Source organism: Rhodococcus sp. SORGH_AS_0301 (assembly GCF_030818285.1).
Classification (GTDB): Bacteria; Actinomycetota; Actinomycetes; order Mycobacteriales; family Mycobacteriaceae; genus Rhodococcoides.
Genome location: NZ_JAUTAC010000002.1, coordinates 2,338,945 through 2,354,031, shown reverse-complemented (window position 1 = coordinate 2,354,031; position 15,087 = coordinate 2,338,945). Strand labels below are relative to the sequence as shown.

The 15,087-nt window shown below is 69.1% G+C and carries 13 protein-coding genes and 1 riboswitch; of the genes, 2 read left to right on the top strand and 11 right to left on the bottom strand.

What is annotated here, in order from left to right:
* Positions 1 to 30: 30 nt before the first annotated feature.
* Both QE397_RS11610 and QE397_RS11605 read right to left on the bottom strand, forming a co-directional pair.
* A complete protein-coding gene (locus tag QE397_RS11610; RefSeq protein WP_222627242.1) occupies positions 31 to 1,122 on the bottom strand; it encodes a homoserine O-acetyltransferase in 1,092 nt (363 codons plus the stop codon).
* A gap of 56 nt (positions 1,123 to 1,178) precedes the next feature.
* Positions 1,179 to 2,534 (bottom strand): bifunctional o-acetylhomoserine/o-acetylserine sulfhydrylase, encoded by a 1,356-nt coding sequence (locus QE397_RS11605; protein ID WP_081821014.1) that lies wholly within the window; start codon positions 2,532 to 2,534, stop codon positions 1,179 to 1,181.
* Between the two features lie 227 nt (positions 2,535 to 2,761).
* A riboswitch (SAM riboswitch) is annotated at positions 2,762 to 2,880 on the bottom strand.
* A gap of 296 nt (positions 2,881 to 3,176) precedes the next feature.
* On the opposite strand from QE397_RS11605, the gene QE397_RS11600 reads away from it, so the two are divergent.
* Both QE397_RS11600 and QE397_RS11595 read left to right on the top strand, forming a co-directional pair.
* Complete coding sequence (locus tag QE397_RS11600; RefSeq protein WP_027503756.1) at positions 3,177 to 4,328, top strand: MFS transporter; 1,152 nt, start codon at positions 3,177 to 3,179, stop codon at positions 4,326 to 4,328.
* A gap of 94 nt (positions 4,329 to 4,422) precedes the next feature.
* Positions 4,423 to 5,175 (top strand): exodeoxyribonuclease III, encoded by a 753-nt coding sequence (locus tag QE397_RS11595; protein ID WP_373425291.1) that lies wholly within the window; start codon positions 4,423 to 4,425, stop codon positions 5,173 to 5,175.
* Positions 5,176 to 5,184: 9 nt separating this feature from the next.
* On the opposite strand, the gene araA is transcribed toward QE397_RS11595, so the two are convergent.
* From araA to QE397_RS11550, 9 genes are all read right to left on the bottom strand, one after another.
* Positions 5,185 to 6,729, bottom strand: a complete 1,545-nt coding sequence (gene araA / locus QE397_RS11590) for an L-arabinose isomerase (RefSeq protein ID WP_307093449.1) — start codon at positions 6,727 to 6,729, stop codon at positions 5,185 to 5,187.
* A gap of 79 nt (positions 6,730 to 6,808) precedes the next feature.
* Positions 6,809 to 7,486: an L-ribulose-5-phosphate 4-epimerase gene (locus QE397_RS11585; protein WP_222627238.1), complete on the bottom strand. Its 678-nt coding sequence runs from the start codon at positions 7,484 to 7,486 to the stop codon at positions 6,809 to 6,811.
* Positions 7,483 to 9,165 carry a ribulokinase gene (gene araB, locus QE397_RS11580; RefSeq protein ID WP_307093448.1) on the bottom strand — a complete coding sequence of 561 codons (1,683 nt, stop codon included), beginning with the start codon at positions 9,163 to 9,165 and terminating at the stop codon, positions 7,483 to 7,485. The genes QE397_RS11585 and araB overlap by 4 nt, the downstream gene beginning before the upstream one ends.
* The gene (locus QE397_RS11575) at positions 9,162 to 9,428 is read right to left on the bottom strand and encodes a substrate-binding domain-containing protein (RefSeq protein WP_307093447.1); all 267 of its coding nucleotides are present in this window, start codon (positions 9,426 to 9,428) and stop codon (positions 9,162 to 9,164) included. The genes araB and QE397_RS11575 overlap by 4 nt, the downstream gene beginning before the upstream one ends.
* Entirely contained in the window at positions 9,368 to 10,192 is an 825-nt protein-coding gene (locus QE397_RS11570; protein ID WP_307093446.1) for a LacI family DNA-binding transcriptional regulator, read from the bottom strand. Before QE397_RS11570 ends, QE397_RS11575 begins: the two co-directional genes overlap by 61 nt.
* Positions 10,189 to 11,232: a galactofuranose ABC transporter, permease protein YjfF gene (gene yjfF, locus QE397_RS11565; protein WP_307093445.1), complete on the bottom strand. Its 1,044-nt coding sequence runs from the start codon at positions 11,230 to 11,232 to the stop codon at positions 10,189 to 10,191. Before yjfF ends, QE397_RS11570 begins: the two co-directional genes overlap by 4 nt.
* Complete coding sequence (locus tag QE397_RS11560; RefSeq protein WP_307093444.1) at positions 11,229 to 12,335, bottom strand: ABC transporter permease; 1,107 nt, start codon at positions 12,333 to 12,335, stop codon at positions 11,229 to 11,231. Before QE397_RS11560 ends, yjfF begins: the two co-directional genes overlap by 4 nt.
* Positions 12,332 to 13,957: a sugar ABC transporter ATP-binding protein gene (locus QE397_RS11555; RefSeq protein WP_307093443.1), complete on the bottom strand. Its 1,626-nt coding sequence runs from the start codon at positions 13,955 to 13,957 to the stop codon at positions 12,332 to 12,334. The genes QE397_RS11560 and QE397_RS11555 overlap by 4 nt, the downstream gene beginning before the upstream one ends.
* A gap of 1 nt (position 13,958) precedes the next feature.
* Complete coding sequence (locus QE397_RS11550; RefSeq protein WP_056447659.1) at positions 13,959 to 14,948, bottom strand: ABC transporter substrate-binding protein; 990 nt, start codon at positions 14,946 to 14,948, stop codon at positions 13,959 to 13,961.
* Positions 14,949 to 15,087: the final 139 nt, after the last annotated feature.

Here is a 15,087-nt window from a genome sequence, read left to right as displayed (position 1 = left end):
AGAGTTGCCAAGCTCAGGGGAGCGTGAGGGTCAGTCCTTCGCCGCGAGTGCGTCGGAGGCCAACGCCATGGTGGCCACGAGCATCGTGGACACCGCGTCGGGCTCGGTGAGGAAGCCGTCGTGGCCGTCGCGCGAGGAGATGATGCGCAACCCGTCGCACCCGGGGATCAGATCGGCGATCTCCTGCTGCTGCCGCAGGGGGTACAGCCGGTCGGAGTCGACGCCGCCCACGATGGTGGGCGTGCGGACCGACCCCAGGGCCGCCTCGAGCCCGCCTCGCCCGCGGCCCACGTCGTGCCGGTTCATGGCCTCCGACAGCAGCACGTAGGTCCCGGCGTCGAAGCGGTCGACGAGCTTGGTCGCCTGATGTTCGAGGTAGCTCGCGATCGCGTAGCGCCCGCCGTTCAGCGGGTCCTCGCCGATCTGGGGCTCGTTGCCGAACCGGGCGTCGAGTTCGTGCTCGGTGCGGTAGGTGAGGTGCGCGATGCGCCGAGCGACGGCGAGTCCGGCACGCGGAGCGCGACCGGAGGCGTGATAGTCACCGCCCTGCCAGTCGGGGTCGGCGGTGATGGCGGCGATCTGCGTGGTCTGGGTGCCGATCTGGTCCGCGGACGCGCGCGCACCGACGGCGAGCACCAGTGCCGAGGCGACACGGTCCGGGTAGGAGACCAGCCACTCGAGAGTGCGCATACCGCCCATGGAGCCGCCGACGACCGCCGCGAAGCGGTCGATGCCGAGGGCGTCGGCGACCATGCGCTCCGCCGCCACCTGGTCGCGGATGGAGATGGCCGGGAATCGGGATCCCCACGCGACACCGTCCGGATCGAGCGACGCGGGACCCGTGGTACCTCGGCACCCGCCGAGCACGTTCGTCGCCACCACGCACCAGCGATCGGTGTCGAGGGGTGCGCCGGGACCCACCATGCCGGTCCACCACCCGGGCGACGGGTGATCCGGTCCGGCCGGTCCGGTGACGTGCGAGTCCCCGGTGAGCGCGTGCTGGACGAGAACGACGTTGTCCCGCGCGGGCGAGACCTCGCCCCACCGCTGCACGGCGACCGTCGCGTCGGGAACCACGCGTCCGCTCTCGAGGGGAACGTCGCCGATGTGCACGGTGCCCACCTGCCCGTCCGCCGGCGGAAATGCCGACGGACGGGCAGGCGAGTGGAGATCGAGTGTCAAGATGCGGCCCGGAAACCCTTCTCCAGATCGGCCAGGATGTCGTCGATTCCCTCGATACCGACTGCGAGTCGCACCAGGCCCGGAGTGACTCCGGAGGCCAGCTGCTCCTCGGGCGTCAACTGCGAGTGCGTCGTCGACGCGGGATGGATCACCAGTGAACGCACGTCTCCGATATTAGCGACATGGCTGTGCAGCTCCAGCGCATCCACGAAACGCTTGCCCGCGTCGACACCGCCCGCGAGTTCGAACGCCACGATGGCACCCGCTCCGCGCGGGGCGAGTTCCTGTCCGCGCTCGTACCACGGGGAGGAGGGCAACCCGGCGTAGTTCACGCTGGTCACCTCCTCGCGCTGCTCGAGGAACTGTGCGACCGCCGTCGCGTTCTGCACGTGTCGCTCGAGGCGCAGGGACAGTGTCTCGATGCCCTGGCCGATGAGGAACGCGTTGAACGGGGAGACCGCCGCGCCGATGTCGCGCAGCAGTTGCACGCGGGCCTTGAGTGCGAAGGCCGGAGCGCCGAGATCGGCGAACACCACACCGTGGTAGCTGGGATCGGGGGTGGTGAAGTTGGTGAAGCGACCCTGTGTCCAGTCGAAGCCACCGCCGTCGACGATGACGCCGGCGATCGCGGTGCCGTGGCCGCCGAGGTACTTGGTGGCCGAGTGCACCACGATGTCCGCACCGTGCTTCAGCGGCTGGATCAGATACGGCGTCGCCACGGTGTTGTCGACGATCAACGGGATGCCGTGGCGGTGTGCCACGTCGGACACTCCGCGGATGTCGAAGATGTCGTTCTTCGGGTTGGAGATGGTCTCGCCGTAGAACGCCTTGGTCTCGGGGCGGACGGCCTTCTCCCACTGGTCGAGGTCGTCCGGATCGTCGACGAAGGACACGGTGATGCCCAGCTTGGGCAGCGTGTAGTGGAAGAGGTTGTACGTGCCGCCGTACAGACGGGGGCTGGAGACGACGTGGTCGCCGGTCTCGGCGATGTTCAGGATCGCCAGCGTCTCGGCGGCCTGTCCGGACGAGACGAGCAGTGCGGCGACGCCGCCCTCGAGCGACGCGATGCGCTGCTCGACGACGTCCTGCGTCGGGTTCATGATGCGGGTGTAGATGTTGCCCGGCTCGGCGAGCCCGAACAGCGCGGCGGCGTGGTCGGTGTTGTCGAACGTGTAGGACGTCGTCTGGTAGATCGGCAGGGCGCGCGCGTGGGTGGTGACGTCGGGAACCTGTCCGACGTGCACCTGCCGCGTCTCGAAGCTCCAGTTCAGTGCCGGATCCTCGACGGGTGCTCCGGCTGCGTCGACGACGTCGCCCTCGGTGGCACCGGTGTCGGAAGTGTGATCGGTCATGGGTGTCGTGCTCCTCGTGGGGGTGGTGCTCGAGTGGAGTGCTCGAGTGGGGTCCACGTCGGCAGCCGCCACGCCCGCAGCACGAGAGGCACCTCACCGTGTGCAGAGCGCAGTAGGCGAGCCGATCTTCGTGGAGAGAAGGGTCGGGGCCTATCGCCGGCTACAACACAGTCGGTGGGAGAACATGGGTACCTCCGAGATCGTCGGTCGGTGGGCCCGAGGAGACGGGCCCGCGCTTGCTCTCGGCCCGTGCGGGCCGAGTAACCCGGTCATCACCCGGGGCACCCCACCGCGGTTGGAGGGTTGCCGGCCAGCAAGCCGGGGCTCGATGCTGGCACTCATGACCTTGGCGGGAATGGTAGCGGGTCGGGTGTCGACGGCACGAGGGTGGCCGAACTCACGATCGTTCGATTGGCGAATGATCCTGCCGACGGTCAGACTGGTCAGGTGATCGGGCGCCTCTCGGGGCGCCCGTCGTCGTTGACCACCCCAGCGCTTCTGAATCGATCATGAACGATCGACGACGGGCGCAGACCCGAAAGTGAGCTCGTGACACCCCCCTCCGTCGCGTTCGACGTCCTTCCCGCTGCTGCCGCGGACCCCGCGGCGGATCGGCTGCGGGTGCGCCGCCGACGCGTCGCGATGCTGGCGCTCGCGCTCGGCGGTTTCGGCATCGGCACCACGGAGTTCGTCTCGATGGGCCTGCTCCCGGAGATGGCGACCACGATGGGGGTGTCCGAGCCCAGCGCCGGCCACCTCATCTCCGCCTACGCCGTCGGTGTCGTGGTGGGTGCGCCCGTCATCGCCGCGCTCGCGGCGCGGGTGCCGCGGCGGACGTTGCTTCTCGCCCTCATGGTGGCGTTCACTCTCGGCAACCTGGGCACGGTGTTCGCGCCCAGCTTCCACGAGCTGATGGCCTCCCGCTTCGTCGCCGGACTGCCGCACGGCGCGTACTTCGGTGTGGCAGCGCTGGTGGCCGCCCACCTCGCCGATCCCGGTGCGCGTGCCAAGTCGGTGGCCATGGTGATGATGGGACTGTCCGTCGCCAATGTCGTCGGTGTGCCGGCGGCCACGTGGATCGGCCAGGCGTTCGGCTGGCGCAGCGCGTTCGGCATCGTCGCCGTCATCGGTGCCCTCACCGTCACCGCCCTCGCGGTGTGGCTGCCGCGACTGGACTCGATGCCCACCACGAACCCGCGGACCGAGCTGGGCGCCTTCCGGCGCACGCAGGTGTGGATGACCCTCTTCGTGGGCATGGTGGGCTTCGGCGGCATGTTCGCCGTGTACACCTACATCGCCACGACATTGACGGACGTGGCCGGTCTGTCCAAGGCCGCGGTGCCCCTGGCGCTGATGATCTACGGCCTCGGCATGGTGGTCGGCAACATGGCTGGCGGATGGATCGCGGACCGCATGCTCGTCCCCGGGCTCTTCCTGGCGATGACGTCCGTCGCGGTGAGCCTGGCGGTGTTCGTCGCCGCGGCGCACAACCCGGTGACCGCTCTGATCGTCGTGTTCCTCATCGCCGCATCGGGATCCGCCATCGTGCCCGGACTGCAGACGCGACTGATGGACGTGGCCGCCGATGCGCAGACCCTCGCCGCCTCGCTCAACCACGCGGCGTTCAACTTCGCGAACGCGCTGGGGGCCGCCCTCGGCGGCGCCGTCATCGCAGCGGGCTTCGGCTACACGGCGCCGGCCGTGGTGGGTGCCGGTCTCGCGATCGCCGGCATCGCCGTTCTGGCCACGTCGGTGGCGATGCAGCGTCGCACCGACGCTCGTCTCGCCGCCTGACGGTCCTGTCCGCCCTGTCGGATACGGTGCTGCGGTGTCTCACACCATCACGTCGGTCAACGTCAACGGAGTGCGCGCCGCGGTGCGCAAGGGCATGCTCGAGTGGCTCGAGCAGTCCGCGGCGGACATCGTCTGCCTGCAGGAGACGCGGGCGACGGACGAGGAGCTGCTCGCCTGCCTCGCTCCCGCGCTGGGCGAGGGCTGGCATCTCGTGTCCGCCGAGCCGTCCGCGAAGGGCCGCAACGGTGTCGCCATCCTGTCGCGGGTTCCTGCGGACAGTGCCGTCGTCGGGTTCGGGAGCGCCGAGTTCGACGACGCGGGGCGCTGGATCGAGGCCTGCCTCCCGGCAGTCGGAGCAGATCCGGCCGTCACCGTCGCCAGTCTCTACCTGCCGTCCGGTGAGGTGGGCACCGAGAAGCAGGACTCCAAGGAACGGTTCATGGCCTCGTTCGAGCACCGTCTCGCGGCGCTCGCGTCCTCGGGCGAGCATCACGTGGTCTGCGGCGACTGGAACATCGCGCACACCGAACGGGATCTGAAGAACTGGAAGGGCAACCGCACCAAGTCCGGCTTCCTGGCGAGCGAGCGCGCCTGGCTCGACGCTCTCGTCGGTGAGTCGGGAGCGTGGGTCGACGTGGTGCGAGCGCTCCACCCGGACGTCGACGGGCCCTACAGCTGGTGGTCGTACCGCGGTAAGGCCTTCGACAACGACGCCGGGTGGCGCATCGACTACCAGATGGCCACCCGGGACTTCGCGGACCGCGCGAAGGACGCCGTGGTCGAGCGGGCCGACACCTACGACCAGCGGTGGTCCGACCACGCACCGGTCACCGTCGTCTACCGCTGACCGGTCGGCTCACAACGCGGCGGCCAGTCGGTGGTAAGCGGCGTTCCAGCGCAACGTGCGCTGGAAGTCTCGAGTGGTGGTGCCCTCCTCGATCGTGAGCAGCTCCACCGCGATCATGTCCGAGAACGCTTCCAGTACCGGCAGATCGAGCGCGGTGCTCAGCACCGTGTGATGCGGTGCGCCGGCTGTGAGCCACGACTCCGCGGACACCGACAGCGAGGGCTGCGGTTTCCACACGGCGCAGGCCACCGGCAGGGAGGGCAGCGCCTCGTCCGGCTCGACGACCTCGATGACGTTGGCGGTGAGGCGGAACCGTTCGCCGACGTCGGAGATGCCCACGACGATGCCGGCGCCGGGATCCGCCGTGAAGCGCAGTCGTACGGGATCCTCGCGCCCGCCGATCGACAACGGATGGATCTCGAGAGTCGGGGTCGCCGTGGTGATGGACGGGCACACCTCGAGCATGTGTGCCCCCAGGATCTTCTCCTCGCCGGGCACGAGGTGGTACGTGTAGTCCTCCATGAACGACGTGCCGCCGGGCTGCCCGGTGGCCATGGTCTTCATGGCGCGCAACAACATCGAGGTCTTCCAGTCGCCCTCGCCGCCGAAGCCCCACCCGTCGGCCATCAGCCTCTGGACCGCGAGTCCGGGGAGCTGACGCAGGCCGCCGAGGTCCTCGAAGTTCGTGGTGAAGGCGCCGAATCCGCCCTCGGTCAGGAACTGTCGCATTCCCGCCTCGACCCGTGCGCCGTAGCGCAGCGACTCGTGTCGATCGCCGCCCGGCCGCAACGCGGACGCGACGTCGTAGGTCTCGACGTACTCGTCGACCAGGGCGGACACCGCGGCCTCGTTCACCGCGGAGACGACCTCGACGAGATCGTTGACACCGTAGGTGTTCACCGAGACGCCGAACCGCAGCTGAGCCTCCACCTTGTCGCCCTCGGTGACGGCCACGTCGCGCATGTTGTCGCCGAAGCGCGCCAGCCGGAGCGACCGCATGTCGGCGCGACCGCGCGCCGCACACGTCCACTGTTCGACGCGCCGGACGACGGCGGGATCGTCGACGTGTCCGGCGACGGTGGTCCGCAGCACACCGACGCGGGACTGGATGTGACCGAACTCCCGGTCGCCGTGCGCGGCCTGGTTGAGGTTCATGAACTCCATGTCGATGGTCGACCACGGCAGCGACATCCCGGCCTGCGTGTGCAGATGCAGGAGGGGCACGTCGAGGGCGTCGAGGCCGGCGATCCACATCTTGGCGGGGGAGAAGGTGTGCATCCAGGTGATCACCCCGATGCAGTCGTCGGTCGTGTTGGCCTCGCGCATCCGGTTCAGGATGGACGACGCGTCGAGGAGCACCGGCTTCCAGACCACCGTCACACCCAGTGCATCGTCGAGTTTCTCGGCGATCGTGCGGGACTGCACCGCCACCTGCTCGAGAGTCTCGGGACCGTACAGACTCTGGCTGCCCGTGAGGAACCAGACCTCGGGTCGGGCGACACCGGACGGTGCGGGCGAGGGGGACGGGGCGGACCTGGTTTCGACGACGGACATGGGAACCTCCTGGTCACCGCAGAGGCGGTGGAACGAGTGCGGGTGAAGTCGGGTGCGAAGCGAGTGGTGCTGCGGCGGTTCAGCGTTGGCCGTACACGTTCTGGTAGCGGTCGTGCAGCGCGTCGACGGCGTCCGGCGGGATGGGCAGCGGCCGGCCGAGCTGGTGTGCGAGATGCACCGACCGTGCGACGTCCTCGCACATCACCGCTGCCTTGACAGCGGACCGCGCCGTCGGGCCCACCGCGAAGACGCCGTGGTTCTGCATCAGCACGGCGGGCGACCTGCTGCCACGCAGCGTGTCGACGATGCCGCGTCCGATCGAGTCGTCACCGATCGCGGCGAACGGTCCGACGGGGATGTCGCCGCCGAACTCGTCGGCGCACATCGTGGTGACCACCGGGATCGGCTCGCCGCGGGCGGCCCACGCCACCGCGTAGGGGGAGTGGGTGTGCACCACGGCGCCGACGTGATCGAGGTGGCGGTAGACGTAGGCCTGGGCCGCGGTGTCGGAGGACGGGGCATGATCGCCCTCGACCACGGTGCCGTGTAAATCGCACAGCACCATGTTCTCGGGGGTGAGGTCGTCGTAGGAGACGCCGCTCGGCTTGATCACGAAGAGGTCGTGGCCGGGGACCCGAGCGGACACGTTGCCGGCGGTCCACACCACCAGTCCGTACCGCACCAGTTCGGCGTGCAGCGCGCACACCTCGGCGCGGACCGCCTCCACGGTGCCGCGAGCGCTGTCGAGAACGGTCATCGTCGAACCGCCTTCCGGTCGAGCACGTCGCCGCGGAGGGCCCGCAGGTCGCGCATGGTGGACACCTGACGTCCGAAGTGGTCGTGAAGATCGGAGTAGATGCGGAACAGAGCGTCGTAGGCCTGCGACCGGCCCTCGTCGGGTTGGTACGCGCCGCGGTGCACGCGGCCCATCGCCTTCGAGGCCACGGGCACGTCGGCGTAGCAGCCGGCCGCGACTGCCGCGTGGATCGCCGACCCCAGCGCCGGACCCTGGTCGGACCCGATGACCGAGAGCGGCATGCGCAGCACGTCGGCGTAGATCTGCATCAGCAGTGGGTTCTTCGCCAGTCCGCCGGCGACGACGAACTCCTCGACCGGAACACCGCTGGCGCGGAAGGTCTCGACGATGACCCGCGTGCCGAAGGCCGTGGCCTCGAGCAGTGCCCGATAGATGTCCTCGGGCCTGGTGGCGAGAGTCGCACCCAGCAACAGTCCCGACAGTCGGTGGTCGACCAGGACGGATCGGTTGCCGCTGTGCCAGTCGAGGGCCACCAACCCGTGTTCGCCGACCTCCTGCTCGGACGCCAGCCGGGTCAGGTACTCGTGGACCGACTCGCCGGCCTCGGCGGCGGCGTCGCGGTAGTCGGCAGGAACCCCGGTGCGCGTGAACCATCCGAAGATGTCGCCGACTCCGGACTGCCCGGCCTCGTACCCGTAGGACCCCGCGACGATGCCGCCTTCGACGACGCCGCACATCCCCGGAACCTCCCGCAGTACGTCGGCGCTCATGACGTGACAGGTGGAGGTGCCCATGATCGCCACCATGCGACCGGGTTCCACGGCGCGGGCCGCCGGCGCCGTGACGTGCGCGTCGACGTTGCCGACGGCCACGGCGATTCCCTGGGGCAGTCCGGTCCACGCGGCGGCCTCGGCGGTCAGAGACCCTGCACGAGAACCCAGTTCGCCGATCGGCTGGTCGAGCTTGTCGGTGACGAACGCGGCGAACCCGGGTGCCAGGGCGGTGAGGAACTCGGCCGACGGGTACTCGCCGTCCTGGAGAATGCCCTTGTAGCCGGCCGTGCAGGCGTTGCGGACGTAGCGTCCGCACAGCTGCCAGACGATCCAGTCCGCCGCCTCGACCCACCGCTCCATGGCGTCGTAGACCTCGGGGTCCTCCTCGTGGATCTGCAACGCCTTGGCGAACTCCCACTCGGACGAGATCAATCCGCCGTAGCGGGGGAGCCACGCCTCGCCGCGCTCCGCGGCGAGGGCGTTGATGCGATCGGCCTGGCCCTGCGCCGCATGGTGTTTCCACAGCTTCACGTAGGCGTGCGGCCGATCGGCGAACTGGGCGACCTCGTCGAGCGGGGTGCCGTCGGCGAGCGTGGGCACCATCGTGCACGCCGTGAAGTCGGTCCCGATGCCGACCACCCGGTCGGGCGGGACACCGGCATCGCGCAGGGCTGCGGGAACGGCGGTGCGGAGCACGTCGCGGTAGTCGTCGGGAACCTGGAGGGCCCAGGCGTCGCCGAGTCGCACGGAGCCGCCGGGCAGCGTCGACTCCAGGACTCCGTGTCGGTACTCGTGCACGGCCGTACCCAGCTCGGCACCGTCGGAGACCCGCACGACGACGGCCCGTCCGGACAGCGTGCCGAAATCGACTCCGATGGTGTAGGTCTCGTGATCGGGCGTCGTCATGGCTGTTCTCCTGTGGCTCGGGTGGTGCTCGCGCGCACGACGAGTTCCGGAGCGATCTGCGTCTCGGGACCGCCGGTCCCGTCGATCGCCGCTCGCAGGATCTCGATGGCGCGTCGGCCCACCTCGGTGAAATTCTGTCGGATCGTCGTCAGCGGAGGGATGAGATAGGCGGCTTCGGGGATGTCGTCGAAGCCCACGACGCTCACGTCCTCCGGCACCCGACGGCCGTGCTCGTGGAACGCACGCAGCAGGCCCAGCGCCATCTGATCGTTGGCGCAGAACACCGCCGTGACGTCGGGATCGGCCGCCAACCGGGAGCCGCGCTCGAACCCACACCGCGCGCGGACCAGTCACCACGGAGCGGAGGGGTCCACGGCAGCCCGGCCTCGTCGAGGACCTCCCGCCACCCCTGTTCGCGCGCGCGAGCCTCGGCCCAACCCAGCGGACCCGCGAGGTGGGCGATGCGTCGATGTCCGGAATCGACGAGGTGACGGGTGGCCAGGCGGGCGCCGCCGACCTGGTCGATGCCGACCGTCCAGCGCGATGTCAGCGGATCGCCCTCCACGACGACGACGGGCACCACCGCCTCCTCGGAGCGCGCCGCGGCCACCGCGTCGTCGGTCGCGGCGATGAGGACGATGCCCTCGACGCCCTGGTCGTGCAGGTGGTGCATCGCGTCGACGAGCTCGTCGCGCGAGAGGGTCGTGAGACTGACCGCGCTGACCGAGAAACCGGCCTCGCGGGCGGCGCTCTGGACGGTGCGGTGGGTGGTGCTCGGGCCCCAGAACCCGAGCTTGGAGCCGATGATGCCGATGGTGGCCGACCGCTTCGTCACCAGGGCGCGGGCGGCCCGGTTGGGCCGGTACCCGAGCTGGTCGATGGCACGCTGGACCCGTTCCCGAGTCTCCGGGCGAAGGTTGTTCTGTCCGTTGATGACTCGGGAGACCGTCTGATGGGACACGCCGGCGAGCCGGGCGACGTCGGCCATGACGGGAGGTCGACCGTCCGTGCCGGTCGTGGTGGTCATGCTCGCCTCGGACGGAAGCGGGCCCGCGGCACCGTGGTCAGACGCTGAGCGACGACGAAGACGAGCAGCAGTGTTCCGACCGTGATCCGGGTCCACCACGAACTCAGGGTCCCGTCGAACGCGATGAACGTCTGGATGGCACCGAGGATGAGGACACCGACGACCGAGCCGAGAACGTAGCCTCGGCCACCCGTGAGCAGCGTCCCACCGATGACGACGGCGGCGATCGCGTCGAGCTCCATGCCGACCGCGTGGAGGCTGTAACCCGACAGGGCGTAGAACGCGAACAGGAGTCCGCCGAGCGCGGCGCAGAAACCGCTGATCGAGTAGACACCCACCTTCACCGCCGCCACACGCAGTCCCATCAGCACGGCCGACGCCTCGTTGCCGCCGATGCCGTAGACCGACCGGCCGAAACGGGTGCATGCGAGGACGTAGGCCGCCACCGCGACGGTCACGAGTGCGATGACGACGCTCCACGTGATGGTGTAGCCGCCCGGGAGCTCGATCACGGCGAACGCGATGGAGCTGAACGTCTCGTCGGTGATGGGGATGGACTCGACGCCGATCATGTAGCAGAGACCACGGGCGAGAAACATGCCGGCGAGCGTGGCGACGAACGGCTGGATCTGGAGGTAGTGCACCAACACGCCCATCGTGGTGCCGAGCAGCGTGCCGCACAGCAGCACGGTGGCGATGACGAGGACGGGGGACCAGCCGAGTTGCAGTGTGCGCGCCGCGATCATGGTCGACAGCGCCACGACGGAGCCGACGGAGAGATCGATGCCGCCGGTCAGGATGACGAAGGTCATGCCCACCGCGAGGACGATCAGGAACGCGTTGTCGACGAACAGGGAGAGGAACAGCTGCGGGTCGGCGAAGCCGGGGTAGCGCATCTCGCCGACGCCGAACAGGCCGACGAGCAAGGCGAAGGTGGCGATGACCGGCAGGAACCTGCTCGGCGGCGAATAGCGCCGGATGCGGTCCCAGCGGGACGGCGCGGTGGAGGTGGCCGGGGGGCGTGTCAGCAGATCGGTCATGACCGGGCCGCCTTTCGAGTCGTCGGTCTCCTGTGTCGAAGGCCCAGCAGTGACGCTCGGGCACGCGATGACTGCAGGAGGCAGACGACGATGACGACCAGAGCCTTGAAGAGGTAGTTGGCCTCGGAGGGGATGCCGAGATTCGGGATGGTGCGGGTCAGGGTGCCGATGAGCAGCGCACCGACCACGGTGCCGGCGAGCGAGAAGCGTCCGCCCGTGAGTGCCGTGCCGCCGATCACCACGGCGAGGATCGCGTCGAGCTCGATCCACAGACCGAGGCTGTTGGCGTTCACCGAGTTGGTGTTGGCGGCGATGATGAGACCGGCGATGCCGGAGCATGTCGCCGCGAAGACGTAGACGGTCCACACGATCGTGCGGGCGCTCACTCCCGCGAGACGACTGGCCTCGGGATTGATGCCGACCGCTTCGACGAGCATGCCGAGGGCGGTACGGCGGGTCAGCAGGGCGGTCACCACGACGACGGCGAGCGCGATCAGCAGCGCCACGGGGAGTCCGAGGACGATCCCCGAGGCGAGCGAGCTGAAGGCCCCGTCCTGCACGGTGGTGATCTGACCGTCCGTGATGAGCATGGCCAGGCCGCGGCCGGCCACCATGAGGACCAGGGTCGCGATGATCGGCTGAATCCCGAACACCGACACCAGCAGTCCGTTCCACAGGCCCAGCAGCACGCTGGCTCCCAGTGCCCACACGACGGCCATGACGACGGTGGTGACGGCGCCCTCGTCCGGGGCGGCCGCGATACGGGTGCAGGCCACGGCCGCCGCGATGACGGCGACGGCGCCGACCGACAGGTCGATGCCGCGGGTCGCGACCACGAGCGTCATGCCCACCGCGACGAGGATGAGCGGTGCGGAGTTCCGCGCGATGTCGACGACGTTGCCGAACAGGCCACCGTTCTCGATCCTGATGTCGAGGAAGTCCGGTGTCGCGACGACGTTGACGACGATCAGCGCGATCAGGGCGAGCAGCGGCCAGACGACCGGGTGCGACATCCATCCCGGGGTCCGGCGACCGGCCGGGGCGTCGGACGCCGGCCGTGGCGGGGGAGTCGACGTCGGTCGTACTCCCAGAGTGTCGGTCATGCCTCGGAACTCCTGTCGTCTGCGCGGGTTCCCGCCGCGATGGTCGCGAGGACGTCGTCGACGGAGACTCCTCGGTTGACGCGCTCGTCGATCAGGTGGTGATCGCGCATCACGACGACGCGGTCGCTGAGGCGCAGGATCTCCTCGAGCTCGGCCGAGATGAACACGACCGACATCCCGCGTTCGGCGAGATCGGCCACGAGAGCCTGGATCTGCGCCTTGGCGCCGATGTCGATTCCGCGGGTGGGCTCGTCCAGGATCAGGATCTCCGGTTCCGTGACGAGCCAGCGCGCGAGCAGCACTTTCTGTTGGTTGCCGCCGGAGAGGTTGCGCATCAACGCGTTCGGGTCCGCGGGGCGGATGTCGAGTGCAGTGATGTACTTCTCCACCAGGGCGGTGCGGGTGGCGCGGGGGATCGGGCGCATCCACCCACGAGTGGCCTGGAGCGCGAGCATCATGTTGTCGGCCACCGTCAGGTCGCCCACGACGCCGTCCGCCTTGCGGTCCTCGCTGGTGAGCGCGACCCGTCGATCGACCGCGTTGCGTGGTGTGCGGAAACGTCGACGGGTGGAGTGGATCTCGATGGTGCCGGAATCTGCGCGGTCCGCCCCGCCGAGCAACCTCGCCAGTTCGGTGCGGCCCGATCCCAGCAGCCCCGCGACGCCGACGACCTGCCCGGCGTACAGCCGGAGATCCGTAGCCTCGAGGGCGCCCTTGCGGCCGAGGCCGAGCACCTCCATGACGGGTTCGGTGATGGGATCGACCACCGTGGGCTCGCGGTCGTCCAACTCGCGCAGGGTGTCGAGCTCCCGGCCGATCATCAGTTCCACCAGGGTCAGTTGCGGGGTGTCCGCCACCGACCGCTCCTCCACCAGGCGTCCGTTACGCAGGATCGTCATGCGATCCGAGATGCGATAGACCTGGTCGAGGAAGTGGGAGACGAAGACGACGGCCGTACCCGCGTCCCGCAGCCGCTCGATGACCCCGTACAGGGTCTCCACCTCGTCCTTGTCGAGGCTGGAGGTGGGCTCGTCGAGGATGAGCACGCGGGCGTCGACGTCCACCGCACGAGCGATCGCGATCAACTGCTGCACGGCGATGGGGTGATCGCCGAGCACCGACGCGGGATCGACCGCGAGGCCCAGTCGATCGAGCGTCGCACGTGCGCGGCGGTTCATCGCCCGGGTGTCGATACCGCCCACGGCGTCGAGAACGGTGCGCACCGCGCCGCCGGTGCTGCCGAGCAGTCGGTCGAGCCGCCGCGGCTCGCGCCCGAGCAGCATGTTCTCGGCCACGGTGAGGTTGGGCAGGAGGTTGACCTCCTGGTACACCGTGCTGATGCCGGCGGCCTGAGCGGCCGCCGGACTCGCGAACTCGTGCACGGTCCCGTCGACGGTGACGGTGCCGCTGTCGATCGGGTAGACGCCGGTGAGCGCCTTGATCAACGTCGACTTGCCGGCACCGTTCTCGCCCATCAGCGAGTGGACCTCGCCCGGGTAGAGCCGCAGGGAGACGCTGTCGAGGGCACGGACGGCGCCGAAGGTGATGGAGATGTCCGTCATCTCCACGATCGGTTCCGTCGCCGTCGTGGTCGGCGGGGGGACGATCATCTCGGTGCTCATGTCAGTACTGGCGGTCGGCGAGCACGGAGGCGGCCTGCTCGCGGGTGAAGGTGGTCTCCTCGGTGACCACGCGCTTGGGTACCTCTTCGCCGGCGACGACCTTCTTCGTCAGGTCCATCAGTTGCGGTCCGAGCAGCGGGTTGCACTCGACGATGTAGTCGATCTTGCCGTCGGCCAGCGCCTGCATGCCGTCCTTGACCGCGTCGACGGTGATGATCTTGATGTCCTTGCCGGGGACGAGGCCGGCCGCCTCGATGGCCTCGATGGCGCCGAGGCCCATGTCGTCGTTGTGGGCGTAGACCACGTCGATGGCCTTGTCGGAGTTCAGGAACGACTCCATGACCTGCTTGCCGCCGTCGCGGGTGAAGTCACCGGTCTGGGACTTGGAGATGGCGATGGTCGGTTGTGCGGCGATGGCCTCGCGGAAGCCCTCGGCACGATCGATGGCCGGTGCGGCACCCGTCGTGCCCTCGAGCTCGACCACGTTGATGCGTCCGTCGGCGTTGACGTCCGACGTCGCGCTGTTCTCGACGAGCCAGTCGCCGGCCTTGACGCCCTCGGCGACGAAGTCGGATCCGAGGAACGTGGCGTACAGCGACTCGTCCGTCGTGTCGACCGAGCGGTCGGTGAGGATCACGGGGATGTTCGCGCGCTTCGCTTCCTGCAGCACCGGCTCCCAGCCCGTCTCGACGACCGGGCTGAAGGCGATCACGTCCACCTTCTGCTGGATGTAGGTGCGGATGGCCTTGATCTGGTTCTCCTGCTTCTGCTGTGCGTCGGAGAACTTGAGATCGATTCCGGCCTCGCTCGCCGCGCCCTGGATCGACGTGGTGTTGGCGGTGCGCCAGCCGCTCTCGGCTCCGACCTGCGAGAACCCCAGAACGGTCCCGCCTCCGCCGCTCGCGGAGTCGCCTCCGCCGCCGCAGGCACTCAGGATCAGCGCACTGCTCACCAGGAACGTGCTCGCTGCAACGACTCTCTTCGACGTCATCGTGGTCTCCTCTGTAGGCATCACGCCGTGTGACGCGTGACACAGAGTGTGAGCGTTAACATTCCTCCGCGTCAAGAGGTTCGCGAACATTGCCGAAACGTGATGTGAACGCTCACATCAGTGGCATCATGGGCCGGTC